Origin of the sequence: Mangrovicoccus sp. HB161399 (assembly GCF_013184745.1) — a bacterium.
Lineage (GTDB): Bacteria > Pseudomonadota > Alphaproteobacteria > Rhodobacterales > Rhodobacteraceae > Mangrovicoccus.
Map to the genome: position 1 here is coordinate 144081 of NZ_JAATVU010000005.1, position 20822 is coordinate 164902.

At 69.0% G+C, this 20822-nt stretch carries 1 protein-coding gene (only partly in view); it reads right to left on the minus strand.

Translation table 11 applies throughout. From position 1 onward, the window contains the following. On the minus strand, positions 1 to 20822 hold the 5' portion of the coding sequence (locus HCC78_RS04445) for a proprotein convertase P-domain-containing protein (protein WP_216671023.1). 21148 nt of this gene lie to the left of the window's left edge; 20822 of the gene's 41970 nt are visible here — the first part of the coding sequence; the start codon lies at positions 20820 to 20822; its stop codon lies off the left edge, out of view.

The following is a 20822-nucleotide window of genomic DNA, read 5'->3' on the forward strand; positions in this document are numbered from 1 at the left end:
AGCGTCACCTCGTCGCCCGCATCCGTGTCGACGATGGCGAAGCTGTCGCTGCCCGATCCGAGGTTGATGTTGATCCGCGCCAGGCCGGCATAGGTGATCCCGGCCCCCGACAGGCCAAGCCCGGTGACGGCCGACGGGGTCAGCGCGCCCGACTGGTCCGCGGCATCGGCCGTGTCGTCGATGTTCAGCGTGTCGGCATCGCCGTCATAGCCGTCGCGGATGCCCTGGCCGTCGATATGGATCAGCGCATCCATCGTCTCCAGCACGCCGCCGGCATTCGCGGTCTCGCCGCCCAGCATTGCGTTCGAGCCGATGTTGTAGGTGTCGTCGCCGTCGCCGCCGTAGAAATAGGTCGGAATGTCGGCCGAATTCACCGCCGCGCGGTCGCGGCCGTCGAAGGTGTTGAACTCGACCGCCGCGATCCCGGAATAGTCGATCCCGACCGTGTCGATCCGCGGCGTGCCGGTGCCGAGCTCGGCCAGTGCCACCAGGATCCGCGGCGCGGCATCCAGCGTCATGTCGTCCGAGCCGCCGGTGGCGTTCACCACCAGCTTGTCTGCCACGGTGCCCGAGCTGTCGGCGACGGCGGCGGTGTAGCTGTTCAGCCGCGGGGTGTTCAGGATGACATGCTCGGCCGTGCCGCCGGTGCTGCCCGCGGTATCCAGCGCCACATGCCCGCTCCAGGCGGTGACCGCGCGGGTGGCGACGGTGGCCCCGGCGCTGCCGATGCGGATCCGGCCGTCGAGGTCGTTGACCACGAAGCTGTTGTTCGCCGCCGCGCCCTGCAGCCGGGCGATCTCGAAGAGGCCGGCGATGTCCTCGACCACGCTGTCGCCGCTCCAGCGGTCCGCCCCGTCGGTCAGCTGGGCCGAGACGGATTTCGACGCCAGGAAGGCGGTGCCGTCCGCCGAAAGCAGCGCGCCCACCACGATGCGGTTGCCGAAGAGCCCCATGTCGCGGTCGAAGAACTCGAACAGGGTGTCGGTGCCGCCCGCGTCGAGGAAGGTGTCGGCGCCGTCGCGGCCGGACAGCTCGTCATCGCCGAGCCCGCCGTCGATGACGTCGGCATAGCGCGAGCCGTAGACCGTGTCGCTGCCGCCCTCGCCGCGCAGGATCAGCGCCGCGCGGTCGGCGGTCACGCCAGCGGCCACCATCGCGCTGTTCGACGGGTTGGCGGCGTCGCCGGCGTCGATCGCGTCATTGCCGCCGCCGGCCAGGATCTCCACCGTGTCCCGCTCGCTGCGGACAGTGTTGACCACGTCGATCACCACGTCCTGCGGAGCGGCCCCCGAGAAGCTGGCGGAGACGCGCAGCACGTCGGTGGAGGGGATCGGGTCGTCGGCGGCATCCGTGGTCAGGGTCGAGACCGCGAAGCTGTCCATGCCGTCCGTGCCGTAGATGCGGATCAGGTCGGCGGCCCGGTCGGGCGAGACCAGCACGTTCGGCACGGTCTCGTTGCGGCCGAGTTCCTCGTTGTAGACGGTCTTGGTGCCCGAGACGGTCTCGGTCTGCCCGGCATCGGCGACCACGCGGGCGATGCCCGTGCCGTTCAGCGGATGCACGTCGATCCGGTCGGCGCCGCCCAGCATGCGCAGCTGCACGGTCTCGACCCCGGTGCCCTGGATCCGGTCGTAGCCCGCCGCCGCGTTCCCGACGCGGTAGCCCGCGCTGCCGCCGACCGTCGCGCTTTCGAGCGCCACGTGATCCGCCGCGGAGCTGCCGGTCAGCTCGATCGTGTCGGCATCGCCGCCGCCGAAGATCTGCACCAGCGCAGCTTCGCCGAGCAGCAGCGTGAACAGGTCGTTGCCCGCATCGCCGTAGAGATCGTCCTCGCCGCCGCCGCCGTCGATCTCGTCGTTGCCCGCGCCGCCATGGATCGTGTCGCTGCCCGGGCTGCCCATGATCAGGTCGTTGCCGCCGCGCGCGCTGATGGTGGCCCCGGCCGCGCTGGTGACCATGATCAGGTCGGTATTGGCGCCGCCGTAGATGGTCGAACGCCCGGCCGCCGCGCCGATCTCGATGATGTTGAGCGTCTCCGCCCCGCTATCGGCGCTGCCCGTGATCGCCCGGCCGCGCGGATCGGTGGCAATCGCCCGGTCGCCGTAGATCAGCGCCTGGCCGCTGCCCTGGTGGTCGATGATGTCGATGCCGCTGCCGCCGTAGTACTCGATGTCCGAAAGCACGCCCTCGCGCACCGTCAGCTGGTCGGAGCCGTTGCCGCTGTCCATCACGATGCCGGTCACGCCGGAGAAGGTCTGCGAGCGGCCCGAGAAGGTGACCTTGACGGTTTCCGCACCGGCGGCGCCGCCGACATGCTCGATGATGAAGGTCTCGTTCTCGGAACCCGCGGCCAGGCCCCGCTGGGACGCGCGGCTGCCGCTGTTGAGATAGAGCACGCCGCCCGTGAAGGTGTAGGGGTCGGCCTGGCTGCCGGCCAGGTAGATCGGCTTCGGCAGCTCGATATAGCCGATGGTGAACTCCATGCTCACCTTGATCTTGACGAACAGGATCTTGACCGAGGCCTTGGCCTTCACCACCAGCTCCACCCGGCCGGTGCCGCCCGCGGTCACCGAGAAGCTGAAGCCGACGCCGCCGAAGGTGATGCCGAAGGCGCGCAGGTCGAGGCTGGCCGAGGCCGAGAGCCCGAAGACGTAGTCGCGCATCACCAGATCGTTGTTGCCGGTCACCAGCTTTGCCGCGGCCAGCTGGTCGGCGGTCTCGATCTGGTAGAGGAAGACGTTGAAGTTGAACTGCCCGACGAGGCCGAAGCTGGACGAGCCGAGCACCAGCCGCCCGTTGAGATTGATGTCGAAATGGCCGCGGCTGTCGAACCAGCCCCGCGCGCTGAGCGTGGCGATGCCGAAGAAGTCCATCGAGGCGTTGAAGCTGAACTTCCAGTAGCCGTTGACCACGCTGATCGTGGCGCCGGCCTCGAATTTCAGGACCTTGAGGATGGCGATGTTGCCGTAGATGTCGAGCAGGAAGCTGTTGCCGGCGATGCGGATGCCGTTGAGCGTCTTGGCGCCGTTCGTCGTGTTGATCTGCAGCGTGCCGCTGGCAAGGATGTCGATGATCCCGAAGATGTCGGCGTCGATCTCGATCTGCAGCGCCAGCGCGATGCCCTTGTCGGAGCCGGTATAGAGCCCCGCCCCGCCCGAAGCCGCGACCTCGAGCCCGCCGAGCTGCAGGTTCAGGTCGAATTCCAGGATGAAGTCGCCGTTGATCAGGTTGATCCGCATCGAGCCCGAGGCCGACGCGAAGCCGGCGAATTCGATCACGCCGGCGAGGTAGAGCTCGAACTCGCTGTCGACGGTCACGGTGCCGGTGGCGAACTCCACGTCGACGTCGCGCCCTGTGGTGTTCAGCTCGAATTTCGCCGTGGCCGAGATGTTCAGGCCGAAATCCGACAGGAACCCGGTCGTGCCCGCGTCGAAGGCGGCGTAGAGCACGATGCCGTCGCGGGCGAGGCCGAAGAAGACCTGCGACTGCACGCTGGCGAGGCGCAGGATGTTCAGCGTCACCTCGCCCTGGATGGTCAGGAAATACCCCTGCGGCGCCGGATCGCTGTCGAAGGCGACCTCGAACCGGCCCTGCATCGAGACAACCGGACCCAGCTGGATCGTGCCCGCGACGACCAGGAGCAGGTTGGCATCGCCCAGCTCGGCATCGCCGCGGACGAAGCCGTCCACATCCGTCGCCGCCAGGAGCGCCATGCTGGAGTCGGGTGCCGCATAGCCGTCGTCGCCGGGATCGAGCTCGGAACGGGTCAGCACGGTATCGGAGAGCGTGACCGGCCCGTCATAGGAGTTGATCTCCAGCATGATCGAGCCGCTGATCTCGAAATTCGGGTTGTCGCCCACCGCCAGCGCCAGGATCGCGCGGCCGTAGATGCCGGCATCGCCGGAGCTGTCGGGCGCCTGTGCTCCGTCGGTGACCACGATCAGGTCGAGCTGGCCGCTGAGCCCGCCGATCCCCTCGATCTGCATGCTGACCGCCGCCTGGATCCGCTGCGTGCCCTCGCTGAGCTGCAGCTCGATCATGCCGGTCATGTTCAGCGTGTCGAACAGCGTGATCGTGCCGAAGATCCGCGCCACCAGATAGACTTGGTGCACGCCCTCGCTGTCGGAGCCGTCAGAATTCGGGATCGAGCCGTAGATGGTGATCACCGGCGGCAACGTGGTCAGCAGCGAGATGAACTCGGCGGGCACCTCGAAGACCTGGTCCTCCTCGGTGGTGTTGACGATGATCGTCACCTCGCCCCGGAAGGAGAAGATGCCCTCGATCCCCGAGCCCTCCTCGCCGCCGGACAGCTCCAGAGTCGCCATCAGCGCCAGGCCCTGGTGCTCGCCTTCGAGGTCGATGACGACGAGGCCGAGGAATTCGCCCTGCAGCAGCGAGCTGTCGCCCTCCGAGGTGCCGCCGATCTGGGCGTTGCCCGAGGCGAATACGGTGATCCGCTCGCCGGTGACCTCCAGGAAGAACCCGCCCTGCACGGTGACGAAGGGATTTTCGGGGTCGTTCGGCTCGGCCACCACCAGCGAGCCGAGGATCGCCACCGAGAAGCTCTCGGGCGCCAGCTCGAAGGTCTGCTCCTCGGCATGGAGGTTGAACTGGGTGGTCTCGCCGCGGTCGTTCCAGATGATGAAGTACTGCTTGCCGCCGTCGTCGATGCGCCACTGCTTCTCGATGCCGGTATTCAGGATCAGCGTGATCTTGGCCTCGTCGGAGAAGGTGATCTCCTCCAGCAGGTCGCCATCGCCCGGCGCGGCATTGTGCGCGGCGATCGCATCGGAAATCGCGGTCTTCGCCGCGGCCGACAGCGCACCCTGCGCGAACAGGCTGGTGCCCAGCTGCGACAGCAGCGCCGGGTTCAGGTCGGGCGCGACGATGTCGCCCGGGATGCCTTCCAGCGCGATCTTCTCGACCTGCTCGATCCCGGTCGTGTTGATCTGCAGCGTCGCCGAGCCGTCGAGGAAGATGCCGGCATTCTGCAGGAAGTCAAAATTCGTCTGGATCTTGGCGATGCCCCAGAAGGCGGCATCTCCCGGCTGGCTGCCGCTTTCCAGCACGAAGCGCGCGGCGGCCGAACCGATGTTGCCGAGGCGGAAGATCTTGACGGTGCCCGCCGCCGAAAGCGTCACCCGGTCCTTCAGCTGGCCATCGCCCTTGAGGACCTTGCCGACCTCGAACTTGGCCTCGCCGCGGATCTGCAGCAGCGGCTCCTCGAGGAATTCGCCCAGCTGGTAGGTGATGCCGCCGGAGATCTCCATGTAGAAGACCCGGCCGACCTCGGTCGCCGAAGTCGGGTCGACCTCGTCCTCGCGCAGCTGCTCGATGATCTTGAAGGCGCCGCTGCCGGCCAGGGACTCGTTGCCAGCCCGGTCGTTCCAGCTGCCGGCCTTGAAGGCGACCGTGGCCTGGCCGGTGGTGAAATCGCGGCTGACGTAATAGCGGTAGAGGTCGCCGCCGAGCGCGGTCGGCGCGGTTTCGTAGACGGTGACGGCTTCCGCGCCGGTGCCCGTGATCTCGATCTCGGTGCCGTCGAGGCTGTCTTCGTCGATTGCGAGGGTGGGGTCGGCCTCCGCGTCGCCTGCCGGATCGAACCGGACATCCACATAGCTGCGGAGCATGGAGGCTTCGATGTCGAGCGCGGTGCCGTCCTGGAATTCCGGGGCGCCGCCGGCGATGGAGATGCCGCTGGCATAGGTGAGGAGGATTTCATCGCCCGCGCCGGCCGTGGCGGGATCGAGCGCGACTTCGATGACGATCGGCAGGTCGGGGCTGCCCGGAGGTCCGCGCGCCGTCACGCCCGTGACCGTGACGCCGCCCGCAGCGGTGAAGGAGGCAGCGCTCAGGCCCGACACGTCGATCAGGCCGCTGCTGCCCAGGCGCAGCACGGCGAAGAGCTCGTCCGCGCTGGCGCCCTGCTGGACTTCGGCCGCCTGGTCCTGTGTCAGCGCGCGGATCTGCGCCCCGGCGCTGTCGAGCCAGGAGAAGCTGCCGCCGATGAACTCCACCACCACGTTGCCGTCGTTTTCCGAGCCCGCGAAGGTGCCGGTGGTGAAGTAGCGCACGATGTAGTCGGCGCCGTCGCGGCCGACGATCACCGGCGCCTGCGACTCGTCGAGATAGAGCGTGCCGGTCTCGCCATCGGCAAGGCTGAGGACGATCTCCGGCGCCAGGTCGGTGACGCTCGCCTCGTCGAGCGCAGCGGCATAGCTCGGCGCCTCGAAGGTCACGTCGACATAGCCGCGCTGGTTGAGGTCGTTGACATCCGCATTCGATCCGACCCCCGGATCGACCAGTTCGCCGGCGAGCTGCACCAGCCGGAACCCGTCCGACCCGCCGCGTGTCAGGTAGACCGCATCGCCGTCCTCCGCCGCGTCGATCCCTTCGCCGTCAAGATCGGTGGAGGCGAAGCTGTCCTCGATGAAGGTGACCTCCACCGCTCCGGCCGCGAAATCGCCGGTGACGAAATAGCGCCAGAGATTGCCCTCGATCCGGACCGGCGCCAGGCCGGCGGCCAGTGCGGCACTGCCCAGGCCAGCGCCCGACAGCGCGAATTCGGCCCCGGCATCGGCGATGCTGTCGGCATCCATCACCCCGCCCGCGGTCGGGAAATAGCGGATGTCGATGAAGCCGGTGTCCAGCGTGGAAACGTCCGCCCCGGCCACGGGGCCGTCGGCGGTGCTGGCCGTTCCGCCGCCATAGGCGTAGCTGCCCGCGATCAGGCTGACCGCCGGGCTGTCGCCCTCTGCCGGGCTGCCGGTGGTGAAGTAGCGGAAGACATAGGTCGTGCCGCTCTGCGAGATCAGGACCGGCGAGCGGGTGGCATCGAAGGCCGCATCGGTGCCCGACAGCGCGAATTCCGGATCGAGATCGGTGACGCTGTCGAGATCGATGGCGGACCCGGCCGGCACGGTCAGCGCCAGGTCGATGAAGCCGCGGGCGTTCAGCGCCGCCGGCCCGGTGCTGCCGCCGCTGGCCGGATCGGCCAGCTGGGCGCGCGGCCCCTCGACGGTGAAGCCGAAGCTCTGGGAGCGGCTCTGCGCGCCGCTGTCGTCGCGGAAGGCGTTCTCGCCCAGGCTGACCGTGACCTCGCCGATGCCGAAGCTGCCCTCGAGATAGAAGCGCCAGGCGCCCGCCGCGTTGAGGTGCGGCTCGAAGCCCGCCGCAGTCGAGAAGCTCATGCCGGTGGCGCCGCTGCCCGAGATCGAGAACTGGCCGAGGTCGAAGGAGGTGTCGAGCGCCACCGTGCTGCCGCCGACCGAAGCCGTGGGCGACAGCGCGATGTCGATGAAGCTCTTGTCGCCCGCGGTGACGTCCGCCGCATCGCCGAGGCTGGACGGGTCGGTCTCCAGGTAGCCCCAGCTGTCCTCGATGATCTCGATGCCCAGATCGGCCAGCGTGAAGGCGGCATCCGGCAGGTCGGCGGCGAGATCGGCGGTGCGGATGCCCACGGTCACCGAATATTCGTAGGTCGCGCCTTCGACGAAGCGCGGCGCGCCCTCGCCGATCGAGGCCACCCAGATGTCCCCGCCGGACAGCCCCGCGGTCTCGTCGGCGATGCTCAGCGCGAATTCCGGCGCATCGTCGAAGATGCTTTCCGAGTTGAGCGCGAAGAGCGCGCTGTCGATGCCGGCGTCGAAGGCCGAGAAGTCGATCCGGATGTTGAACTGGGCCGTGGCGAAGGCACTTTCCAGCGCCGGGGACACTGCCTGGGTCAGCAGTTCGGCGGTGATCGGCACGCCCGGATCGGCATCGCCCGGCTGGACGAAGACCGGATCGGCCACCGCATTGGCGGCATCCGCATCGACGAATCCGTAGCTGCCGTCGACGAAGCTGACCGTCAGCGCGCCCGCTTCGGCAGGGTCGCCCGCGAACTCGCCGGAGATCCAGAACCTCACCTTGCGCGCCGCCGCATCGACCACCACCGGCGGCTCGCCGTTATTGAGCGTGACCGAGCCGAGCGCGCTGCCGGACAGCGCGATCTCGGCGCCCAGATCGGTGACCGTGCTCCAGTCGATCGCCATGCCGGAGGGCGCCTCGGGGAAGACCACGTCGAGGAAGCTGCGGCCGTTGATCTCCACCACGTCGATCGCCGCGCCCTCGGTCGGGCCGGCCAGCGCCGCCTGCGGGCCGAGGATGGAGAAGACGTGGCTTTCCGCGGCGCTGGCGTTGAAGGTCGTGTCGGTCCAGCCAGCGCCTGTCGCGGCGTCGAAGGCCAGGATGTCCACCGTGACGTCGCCCACCGCCCAGTCATGGCCCCCCGCCAGGGCGTAGAGGAACTGGGTCGCGCCCTCGCGTGCCAGGAGCAGGTGGTAGTCGTCGCCGTCCAGCTCGACCACGCCGTCGCCGTCGAGGTCGTATTCCAGCTCGGTCGCATCCGAATTGGGATTGTCGCCGATCACGCCGTCATTGTTGTAGTCGGTCTCCGGATCGAAGGCGATCTCGGCATAGCTCGGCACGCCGAAGGCATCGACCGTCTGGGTCACCGCGATGGGCGTGCCACCGGCCGTGGTGCCGGACACCGCGATTTCCGCGCCCGCATCCAGGATGGAGGCATAGTCGAGCCCCGCACCGGTCGCCGGCGTGAAGGTGACGAGGACCTGCTCGCCCGCGGCCAGTCCGCCATATTCGGTGGCCCGCGCGACATTGACGTCGATGCCGGGCGTCTCGGAGGAGAACGGACCGGCCACGCTGCTGCGCGCGGTGTCGAGCGCGAAGGACGAGCTGGAGGCGGCATTGCCGATGCCGGTGCTGTCGGTCCAGCTGTCCGCATCGAAGACCGCGCGGTAGCTGCCCGGCTCCAGCAGCAGGCCCGCATCGGTGTCGCCGAGCGAGAAGCGCAGGATGCCGCCGCCGAGCGCCATCGGAGCGCGGTCGCCGGCGCCGTCAAGCTGCAGCCCCGGAACCTCCGTCCAGGTGACGGTGCCGCCGCTTTCGGTCCGGCGCTCCAGCCGGAAGCTGAGCGAGCCCTGGGCGGCGATCGAACGCAGCGCGGCATCGTCGATGCTGCCGCCGATCCCGGCCACCAGCTTGACGTCGATGAACGGCCCCATCACCAGCGCGATCGCCGCGGATTCCGGGTCGGCGTTCTGCGGGTTGCCCTCGTTGTCCTCGTAATAGCCCGCATCCGAGAACACCTCGGCGCCGTCATTGCCGAGATAGCCCCAGCTCTCGCGCAGGAAGCGGAACTGCAGCGAGTCGCCCGGGGCCAGCGTGCCCAGCGTCCAGAATCGGAAGGTGTTGCCAGAGACCAGCATCGGCGCCTGGGCATCGTCGAGCCGCAGAGTCGAGCCGTGGCCGCCCGACACGATCAGCTCGATCTCCGGCGTGGTGTCTGTGACGGTTTCCACCGCCAGGGTCGCGCCGTCGATCACCGGGAAGGCGACATCGACATAGCCGACCCCGTTCAGGTTGCCGATGCCGGTGGTGGCGTTTTCCTTCGGCCCGGCCAGGCGCTGCGTCGGCGCGGTTGCCTGGTAGTCGACGGTGGTCAGAGTCACCTCGTTTCCGAGCGGATCGCGGAAGCCCATCTTGAACCGGCCGTCGATGGTCAGCAGCCGGATCTGGTCCGGCACGTCGGCAAGGAAAAGGATCGTCGCCTCGCCCGCCGCGATCCGCGACAGGTCGGCATAGAGCCGTCCCGAGACCGACAGGTTGTCGGCGGCGAAATTCAGCGTGCCGATCAGCAGGATCTTGCCGTCGGTGGAGAAACGCACCGTGACCTGGCCGTTGAACACTGCCTGGCTGGCATAGACGGTGAAGACTTTGGCGCTTCCGGTCAGCAGCATCGGCGAGGTGAAGGCGGCGAAGAAGCCGTTCATCGCCGGGTTGGATTTCACCAGCTGGTACTGGATCAGGACCTGGCTCTTCACCGAGGCCAGCCAGTTGTCGACGGTGACATTGGTCGGCAGCTGGAAGTCGGAACCGCGCAGCTCCTCGGGCTGGTCGATCGAGGGCAGCGTCTTGAAGAACTCCACCCCGGCGGAGAAGTCGCCCAGCGACAGGCCGGAATTCGGCTCGATCATTACTGGCACGTCAGCATTGATGAAGACGCCGAGCGGACCAAGTTCCGAGATTGCGAAACGGATGCCGAAGCCGCCGAGGCCCGCGATGGTGATCCCGCCCTCGACGCCCACGAAGAACACGCGGTCCTCGACCTTGGTGGTGAAGTCGTTGACGCCGATCTCGCGGCCCTGGGCGTCGATCTTGATGATGCCGCCGATCAGCGCGCCCGACACCTCGCCGCCGAACAGGTTGCCCGAGAGCCCGACGCCGATCGAGCTGATGCCGATGATCGGGAACTTGCCTGCCAGCAGCAGCCCGACATCGATCTGGATGCCCTCGATCACGCCGCTGAACTGCACCGTGGAGACGCCCGGCAGGCCGGTCACCGCCGCAGAGAGCGTCAGGACGAAGTCGGTCGGGTCAGCCTGGATGTCAGGCCACTGGATGCCGATCGCGGTGATCCGGACCGGCAGGAAGCTCGGCCATTTGAACGCCTCGCCGGTGGCGGAGCCCACGCCCAGGAAGACGCCGAAGCCCGCCTTGGTGACGAAGGTGCCGTCGCCGAGGAAGGCGAAGTTGCGGCCTTCGCCCGACAGCTTCAGCGAGCCGATGGACACTTCGGCGCCGACGGCGGTGAAACTCAGCAGCTCCTCGTCATCGCCCGCGGTGGTGTCGAGGAAGAGGTCGGTCGAGGTCAGGGTCAGCACCGGGCCGACCTGGATCCGCAGCGTGTCGATATTGGCGGAGAAGCCGATGATCCGGTTGTCGCCGAAGATCAGGCTGAGCCGGATCGCCTCGGTATTGTTCGGCACCGCGCCCGGCTCGGCCGAGAGCCGGTCGCTGATCCGCGCGCTGACCGTCTTGCCGGGGAAGAGCGAGGCGCCGCCCGAGGCCACGAAGATCGCGCCGTCGAAGCTGACCTCCTCGCCGAAGCGGACCGAGAAGTTTTCCACGCCGACGCGGATGTCGTCGAATTCCAGCATGCTGCCGAAGCGGATCTTGCCGCCCGAGCCGCTGCTGCTCTGCATCTGGTTCGACCCGGCGGAATCCGGCGTGGTCAGCGAGGGATCGTAGATCAGCGTCGCCGTGCCGATGTCGAAGCCGTTGGCATAGACGGTCAGGCCCGGCGTGGTGACGCCGCCGGCTGCCGTCGGGTCGATCGTGCCGACGATGCCGAGCGCGGGCACGGTGATCCGCGCCTGGAAGATCTCGACCAGCTTCTGGTCACCGCCGCCGTCCGGATCGTACTGCACCAGCACGCCCGCCGCGGCGACATTGACGATGTTGGGGATGTCGACCTCGAGGCTCTGCACTTCGATCTTGAACTTGCCAGTGGCGCTCATCGCGTCCAGAGGCGAGGCCGAGCCGTCGATGATCGAGAAAATGTCGACCTCGACGTCGAACTGCACCATCAGCCCCCGCAGCACGGCGCTGATCCCGCTGGTCTGCTGCTGGCTGCTCTGCTGGCCGTTCTGGCTGGAGAAGGACAGCGCCGCGATGTCGGCGCCGATCCCGACCGTGACCACGAGCCCGCCGCCGGAGAAGCCCAGCTTGGCGATCGAGACCGAGGGCGCCTCGATATAGAGCGGGCCGAGCGAGATCCCGTCCTGGCCGGTGCCCGCCGCTTGCTCGCTGGCCGAGACGGTGAAGCGGTCCGTGGTCTCGAAGCTCGCCAGCGCGCCGCTGGTGCCCGTGACGGTGACCGCACCTGCGAGGAAGCGGAAATTCACCTCGCCCGCGGCGAAGATCTGGTTGTTCTGCGCGCCCGCCTTGGCCGAGAGATAGACGCGGTACACGCCCGGCGTCGATGTCTGGGCGACAGGCGCGATCTTCAGTGCCGAGCTGCCGCCCAGGGCATCGGTGCCGAGATCGAAATTCGCTGCGCCCGCGCCGCTGACGATGATCTTCGAGATGTCGAAGGCGACCGTGCCCTGTTCGGGCGCCACCACGCGGATGTCGATGTAGCGCAGTCCGCCGGTCAGCGGGCTGGTGGCGGCGATGCCCTGGTTGTTGGAGCTGCTGCCGTTGAGCACATCGGCGGACACCGTCTGGCCGGACAGCGGGCTCAGCAGCTCGATATAGGGGTCCAGCGCCTCGGCCTTCTTCGCCGCCAGGGAGTCGGGGAGCAGCAGGAAGCGCTCCACTTCGCTGGCCAGCCCGCGGCCCCCGGTATCGGTGACGCTGCCGGCGATGAAGGTGACGTCGACCGTGGTCTGGCCGGTGATCGAGCCGGTCGGCCCGGTGACGATGGAATAGCGGTAGACCGGCCGCGTCGTGGTGCCGTCATCCACCCGCACCCCGGCGCCGTTGACCACGATCCCGCCGGTGAGCACGAATTCCGGCGCCGCATCGGTGATCGAGCTTTCGTCGATGACGATCTCGTCGCCGTTGAGGTCGTTGTAGAGCGCATTGGTGTTCTTGTAGGCGACGTCGACATAGCCCTGGGCCATCAGGTCGCTGACCGTCACCCGGTTGTTCAGCCCCGGCGAGACCAGGTCGGCCTGGACCGGCCGCAGCGCGGAAGGCGGCGTCGCGACGGTGGTTTCCGCCCCGAAGATGCCGAAGCCGGTAACCCGCCAGTCCTCGAGGTTGAAGCCCGATCCCGCCCCGAGGCTGAACCGCGCCGCGCCCGAGACCGAGATGATCTCGTCCATCTCGCCGCCGTTTGGCGCAGAGATCGCGATGGTCGCCTGGGCCACGTCGACATCCATCCGCCCGGTCGGCGCGCGGGTGAAGATCAAGAGCTCGCTGGAGATGGTGACGATGCCGCCGAGATCGAAGACCAGATCGGTGGAGCGCACTTCCTCCATGTAGCCCTGCGAGATGCCGACCGCGAGCGGAGCATCGTCCCCGCCGGCATCCGAGGGCGCGGCGGGCAGGTCGACATAGTCGGTGATCACCTGGCCGGAATTGTTGATCCGCACGGTGACCGTGCCGGTGACCACCAGTCCGTCGATGCCGATGACGGTGGCGGTGCCGGTGGCGAATATGGCGAAGCGGTCGTCGGTGGTGGCGGCGGTTCCGTAGGTGAACTTGTAGGCCGCGACATTGGCCCCGCTGACCAGAACGCCGATCGCAGTGTCATTCAGGACCCCGTCGGCATCGCGCAGCGGGTTGCCGTCCTCGATGAAGCCGACGAAGAGTTCCACGTTGCGCGCGGCATAGAGGTCATGCTCGGGCGCGGAGCCGGCCGGGAACCCGTCCGAGGTCTCGTAGGCGGTGCGGCCGCCGATCAGGCCGAAATCGCCGGTCAGCTTGAAATATGGCGCGAATTCGATTGCGGCATTGGCGATGGCGAAGGAGAAGACATTGGCGGATGTCGGGAAGCGGACCGAGAAGGTGGCGCTGCCGACGGTCATGGTCACCGCCGGATCGATCGCGCGGCCGGAAGCGTTGAACTCCACCACCGCGGTGCCGCCGAGCGCCAGGCCGAGGCCGGGATCGTCAAAGTTGGCGGTGACGGCGATCCGTCCGGCGACGCCGCCGGTGGTGGACTGCTGGCCCGCCAGCGACGGCAGGAAGATCAGCACGCCCTCGCCGTCGGTGAATTCGAAGGTGCTGTCGCCGTTCTCGATCGAGACGCCGACATTGTCGAAGCCCACGCGGACGATCTTCTCGGCGCCGACCGTGACCTGCTCGAAAACGAAGCTGCCGGTGATCTCGGCATCGGGGGCGTCGCCCTGCTTGAACTCGACCGAAAGCTTCAGATCCTCGCCCGCGACCCGCAGGTAGGGACCGGCCGGCAGGTCGAGCACGATCAGCTCGTCCGCCTCGTCGGTCTGGCCGTCGCCGTCATCGTCCAGCCCGTTGCCGGTCAGGTCGAAGGTCTCGTCGACCCGCAGGCCGGTATTGTTCAGCGCGATGCTGGCACGGCCCGAGAAGGCCAGGCGGACATTGTCGTTCTCGTAGCGCAGGGCGTTGTCGAGCAGCGGATCGGCATTCTCCTCGAAGCCGACCTCGAGCGAGCCTGCCATGCCCTGCGGCGTCAGGAAGACCAGTCCGGCGATGTCGGGACCGAAGGAGAGGAGCGGGTTGCCCTCGACGTCGCTGCCGAGATCGAGCGAGACCTGGGTGACGGCGATCTTGGTAATCTGGGCGCCGCTCGGGCGGAAGGCCTGTTCGAAGGTGGCCTGGGCGCCGAAGGCCACGTCGTCGATTTCGTCGCCATCGTAGTCGAGGGCGAAATCGACGCGGCCGGATGCCTGCAGCAGGCGGTCCTCGAAGCCCAGCGTGATGCCACCGCCCGAGGAGTCGGTCGGAACGAACAGCCCGGTGCCGGGCGCATCGCCGTTCCAGCCGGTCGCAAGGAAATCCACCACCGGCGGGGGGCTGGTCTGGCCGGTGCCGCCGGTGCCCGTGCCGCTGCCCGCCGAAGAGCCGTTGACCGCGATGCGCAGGCTGGAGGCGCTGGCCGAAATGCCCGGAACGCCCACCAGCTCGATTTCGTCCGCGGTCGCCTGCAGCGCGTAGTAGCTGCTGCGGTCGGTCGCCAGCGCAGGCTTGAACAGCGCCACCGCCAAATCGACGTCGGAAACCGCCAGGCCCAGGGCACCCGCCGCGGCGGCCTCTTCGTCCGTCGAGGGACGGAATCCGCTGTCCTCGCTGCCGTCGGCGACGAAATACGGGCCGCCGTCGCCGACGAAGATGTTCACGCCGCTGCCGCCGACCAGAATCGAGGACATCGATTTCGCGGTGGCCGGGCTGTCCGACAGGGTGACGCTCTGCGATCCGCCCTGGACGAAGGAGAAGTTGCCCGAGACATGGACGTAGCTGCTGATCTGGATCAGCGCGAAGCCCGAGACCCGCAGGAAGGCGTCCTCGAAGCCGATCACCTCGTAGCTTTCGGCGCCGGTCAGCACCAGGAGCCCGTCCTTCACCGTCGCCCCGTCCGCGGGGTCGGTGTAGTCGAAGGAGGCCGCGTAATCGATCACCGGCGCCTCGGTCCCCGCGGCCAGGGCCGGATCGCTGCCGCGGTTCATCTCGAGCACCATGTTCTCCGCGGCCAGCGTCAGACCTTGGACGCCCACCAGCCGGGCAGAGCCCTCGGCGCGCACCGTGGTGAAGCTGCGCGCCGTCGCCGCCTGCGCCGCCGGAACGGCCTCCTTGGCCAGAACCAGCGCGAGGCCCGCATCCTCCAGCGCGACGCCGATCGCGGTATCCGCGCCGGTCACCGTGCCGTCTGCATCGAAATAGGGACCGACCCCGGCGAAGACATTGACGCTCGAGGCGCCGACCTGGATCGCGTTGACCGTTGCCGTGTCCCCGTCCGACAGGGTGACGGCAAGGTTGTTGTTCTGCTCGAAGGCGAAGTCGCCCATGACTTGGACGAAGACATTGCCCTCGCCGTCGCCGATCTCCAGCAGGACCGAGCCGAAGACGCGCAGGACCTCCGTGCCGTAGCTCAGCACCGTGCTGCTCGCCGGCCCGGTCGCCACGGTCAGCCCGCCGCCCGGCAGCGAAGTGAAGTCGATCACCGGCTGCAGCGTCCCTGCAGGCGAGCCCTTGGGCGGCGCAGCCTTGTTGATCTCGACCGACAGCGTGCCGGCCAGCGTCAGTCCCGGCACCCCGACCAGCTGGGCCGCGCCGCTGGCGCTCATCGCGAAATAGCTGGGCTGCGCCACCGCCGGATCGGCCACGGGCTTGAACAGCGCGATGGCCAGTTCCTCGACCTCCAGCGACACGCCGACCGCCCCGGCCTCTTCTGTGCGCTCGCCGGCCCGGATCACGCCGTCGCCGTCCAGATCCCGGGCAATGCCGGCGAAGACCGTGACGTCCGACGCGCCGATGGTCAGCAGCGAGGCATTGAACGCGGTGGCCGAGCCTACGGAGCGCACCGAAACGCTGTCGCGCTTCTCGATCGCCATCTGGCCGGACACGAAGACGAAATCGGAGATGGAGATCTCGGCGTCCGCCGTGACCCGCAGGATCTGGCTGGTGACCAGGATGTCCTGCCCGCCGAGCGAGACGATGTCGTAATCGCCAGACACCGAAGTTCCGCCCGTCCAGTTGCCGTCGATGTTCACCGCCTGGGTCCAGTCAAGCGCCGCCAGCGACGGGTCGAGCACCGAGGCCGCCTGGTTGATGTCGAGCGTCGCGGTGTTGACCGTCATCGAGAACAGATCCTCGAAGCCGACAAGCTCGGCCCCGCCCAGCTCGGCGGCCATTGCGGTGAACTTGCGGTCGTCGGCGGCCGGGTCCTGGGCCGAGATGCTGGCCAGGACCACCGTGCCGGAGGCAAGCGCCAGGCCCAGGCGGTCGTCGGGGTTCTCGGCGGGCAGGCCGACGAAGAGATCGGTGACGGAGAGCCGCAGCGCGAAGAGGTTGGCGTCATCCATGTCGCCGCTCTGCGCCGCCGGGGCGAAGGTGCCGTCGCTGTCGACATCGACATCGACCACGCCGGTGATCACCTCGAACCCGGCATCGGCCACGACGAAGCCGAAGGCATCGAGGCTGAGATCGCCCGAAAGCGCCATTCCGGCGGAGGTGAAGTCGATCGCGATCGGGCTCTCTTCCGGGCCGACCGCCACGGCTTCGGCGGTGAAGGTGCCCGCATCGAAATCGCCCACCTGGCTGGTCCAGTCGAGGGCGGGAACGCCGTCCGCGGCGCTCTGGTTGATGGCGATGTCGAGATTGTTGAGGATGACGATCAGCTCGTCCGGCAGCCCTTCGATCGTCGCGCCGGTCAATCCGGCTTTCATGGCTGTCCAGCTGCGGGTGTCTGACGGGGCGGTTGCCCGGTCCGGAGCTATCTGGGCGATCGCGAGGGACCCGCTGCCGACCGAAATGCCGACGCCCCCGGGAACGCCCACGAACAAGTCTTCGAGCGACAGGTAGATCGCGGTCAGTTTCGCCGCCTCCAGGTCGCGTTGCGTGATGTCCGTCGCGGTCGGCGTCCAATCCGCAGAGCCGACATTCACGTCCGCCAGCGACTGCTCGAAGACGAAGCGGGCATTGGCGCGCAGCGCGTTGAAGGCATTCAGTGTCAGCGCCCCCTCGGCACGCAGCCGCGCCTCGTCGAAGTCGATCGGCAGGCCGCCGATGCTGAGGATGTCGCCCGCACCGCCCAGCACGCCGTCGCCGTCGAGGTCGAAGGCCTGCGTCCAGTCGAGCGCCGTTGCCGCCTCGCCGGTGACAGGCACCGTGCCGCTGGCCTGGTTCAGCTCGATGCCGAGGCTCGTGGCCTCGATCGCCAGATCGTCCGGCAGCCCTTCGAGCCGCGCATCGTTGATCGAGGACACCACCGCCATCCAGCTGCGGCTGTCCGGCGCGCCGCCCTCGGCCACGGTCGGCTTCAGCATCGCCAGCGTCACCCGGGCGCCGGTGGCTTCGCCGCCCAGCTCGAAGCGCACGCCGTCCTCGACACCGATGAACAGCGTCTCGACCGACAGGTCGACGGTCAGCAGGCTGGCCCCGGCCAGGTCGGCAATCCCGTCTCCGTCGAGATGGACATCGATCAGCTGCGACTGCAGCCCGAAGGAGGCCGTGCCGCCGACGAAGTCGAAGAAGTTGAAGGACACCGTGCCGCCGATCTCCAGCAGCTCGCCCGCCAGGACGATCGGGGTGCCGCCGACCACGATCGCGTCCGCCGCGAAGGCCATGCCCGCAGCCGCATCGGCGCCGGCATCGACCTGTGCCGTCCAGTCGAGCGCCGCCGCGGCCAGCGCCGCATTGGTCGCCACGCCGCCCGACGCGGTGTTCAGCACCACCTTCAGGTCGGTCGCGGTCAGATCGATCCCCGCCAGCGGCGCGCCGTCCACCTGGAAGGAGGCCCCGGCGACATTGGTTGCCACGGCAAGGTAGCTGCGGGAATCTCCCGGCACGACTGCCGGGTCGGCGCTGATCGAGGCGACCGCCAGACTTCCGCCGGTGACCGAGAACCCGGTGCTGCCCACCCCTGCGAACAGCTCGCCCACGGTGACGCTCAGCGTCAGCATGTTGGCATTGTCGAGGTCGGTGCCGCCAGCCGGCGTGAAGATCCCGTCGCCGTCCGCGTCGACATCGACCCGCGACAGCGACATCGCGAAGCTGCCGTCGAGCCGCACGACATCAGCGACGTTCAGCTCCGCCACCGTTCCGGACACGGCCAGGGTCTCGCCCGCCAGCGTGATTTCCAGCCCCGGGGCGCCCAGCGGCTCGCCCGGATCGACGGCAGCGGCGGCGAAGGTGCCGCCCGCATCGAAGCTGCCCGTGGCCGCGGTCCAGTCCAGCGTCTGTGCCTCGTCGCCATTGCCCGGAACGCCATCGGCGTCGCCCGAGGCCTGGTTGATGTCCAGGCTCAGATCGGTGAAGTCGGCGGTGATCACGTCGATCCCGGCCAGCGACGCCGAGCCGATCGAGGCCCGCGCCGCCATCCAGGACCGCGTGTCCGGCACCGGCGGCGCCACGGCGGGGACGCCGGGCGCCAGCAGCGCCAGGCCCAGCTGTCCGCCGGCAATCTCCACGCCGATCCCGCCGGCACCGGCGAAGAGCGCCAGGTTGTCGAGCCCGAAGAGCAGCAGCGAGGCATCCTCCAGATCCCCGGCGCTCAGATCGCCGCTGCCGTCCAGATCGACATCGGCGCTCTTCTTCGTCAGCGCGAAATCCGCCGACCCGGTCAGGAAGCCGAACAGGTCGAGCGCGGCGCTGCCTGCCGCCACCAAGTCGATATCTGCGGTGAGACCGGCGAAGTCGGGCAGCAGGCTGCCGGTATCGTCGCCCGCGGCGGTCCAGTCGATCTTCGACACCGGCGTCATCGCCGCGCCGCCCGAAGCCCCGTTGAAGAGCACGCTCAGCCCGGTGGCGTCGAATGTCAGGATGTCCTCCAGCCCGGTCAGCCCGGCGAAATCCGCCGAGGCCGAAAGCGCGGTCCAGCTGCGGGTGTCGGCCGCATCCCCGGCGACCTTCAGCAGCGCCAGGTCGACGTCGGCCGTGTCCACCGAGAACCCGATGGCATCATCGGTGACCAGGCGGCCGTCGGCGTCGAAATAGGCCCCGGCCCCGGCAAACAGCGACACGCCGTCGAGCTCGATCGACAGCAGCTGCGCAAGCGCGATGGTCTCGCCGCCGAGCGCGAGGTTTTCAATTTCCTGCGTCGCCACCTCGAAGGCGCCCTTGGCAAACACGAACTCCGACAGCGAAAGCTCCAGAACTCCGCCAACCGAGAAATCGTCCGCCGCGCCCAGTCCGCGGAGGGCCGAGGACGGATCGATCAGCGACAGCCCTGCCCAGTTCAGCCGCGTGCCATCCGCCGCCGCCATGTTGAGGCGGATCGAAAGGTCGCGCACGGCCAGCTCGAAAATGTCCGGCAGGCCCACCAGCCCGACCAGATCCGCCCCGGCGGCCAGACCGGTCCAGCTCCGCGGTGCCGCCAGCGCCGGATCCTCGCTCACCACCGCCATGTCGAGCGCGCCGCCATCGACGCGGAACCCGACCGCATCGGACAGATCGAGGCCGCTTGCGGTATCCGCCCCCACCCCGACGAAGATCGTCGCGTCGCTCAGCGCGAAGGACATCATGCCGGCATTGGCCAGAGGCGCGGCAATCCCGCCTGCCCCGTCATCGATCGTCAGGCCCGAGGACAGGGTGAGCGCCAGATCGGCCTCGACGAAGACCAGGGAGGAAATGTTCAACAGTGCCGTCCCGGCGATCTCCAGCTCGGTCGTGGCCGCCAGCGCCGCCAGGCCGGGGAGATCCGGCGCCACCGACGCCCAGTCCGCGCCGGACAGATTCGCCGCCCCGGCCCCCGATGCCGCGTTGCGCAGCGCCGAAGCCGAGGACAGCGACAGATCCACCTCGGGCAGGCCGACCAGCCCGGCGCTGCCCAGAGAGGCCGCCATCCCGGTCCAGGACGCCCCGGTCGCCGCGCCCGCCGCGTCCAGCTCGCTGAGCGACGCGAAGGCCAGCGTGCCGCCCGAGACGTAGAAGCCGGTCGCCCCCGCCGCCGCCAGATCCGCCGCCGCCGACCCGCCGGCCAGCGCCGCCATGCTGCCGCCGAAGCCGAGGAACAGGTCGAGCGCGTCGGCGCCGCCCAGCTCCAGCGACATCAGCGCGCCGGTCGTGCCGCTGCCCGGCAGGAAGCCCGGCGCCAGCCCGCTCTGCAGCTCCAGCGAAAGCGAGCCCTGCGCCAGGACCGACCCGGCGATGTCCAGCTCCGCCGTCCCGGCGATCTCCAGCTCGGTCGTGGCCGCCAGCGCCGCCAGGCCGGGGAGATCCGGCGCCACCGACGCCCAGTCCGCGCCGGACAGCTTCGCCGCCCCGGCCCCCGATGCCGCGTTGCGCAGCGCCGAAGCCGAGGACAGCGACAGATCCACCTCGGGCAGGCCGACCAGCCCGGCGCTGCCCAGAGAGGCCGCCATCCCGGTCCAGGACGCCCCGGTCGCCGCGCCCGCCGCGTCCAGCTCGCTGAGCGACGCGAAGGCCAGCGTGCCGCCCGAGACGTAGAAGCCGGTCGCCCCCGCCGCCGCCAGATCCGCCGCCGCCGACCCGCCGGCCAGCGCCGCCATGCTGCCGCCGAAGCCGAGGAACAGGTCGAGCGCGTCGGCGCCGCCCAGCTCCAGCGACATCAGCGCGCCGGTCGTGCCGCTGCCCGGCAGGAAGCCCGGCGCCAGCCCGCTCTGCAGCTCCAGCGAAAGCGAGCCCTGCGCCAGGACCGACCCGGCGATGTCCAGCTCCGCCGTCCCGGCGATCTCCAGCTCGGTCGTGGCCGCCAGCGCCGCCAGGCCGGGGAGATCCGGCGCCACCGACGCCCAGTCCGCGCCGGACAGCTTCGCCGCCCCGGCCCCCGATGCCGCGTTGCGCAGCGCCGAAGCCGAGGACAGCGACAGATCCAC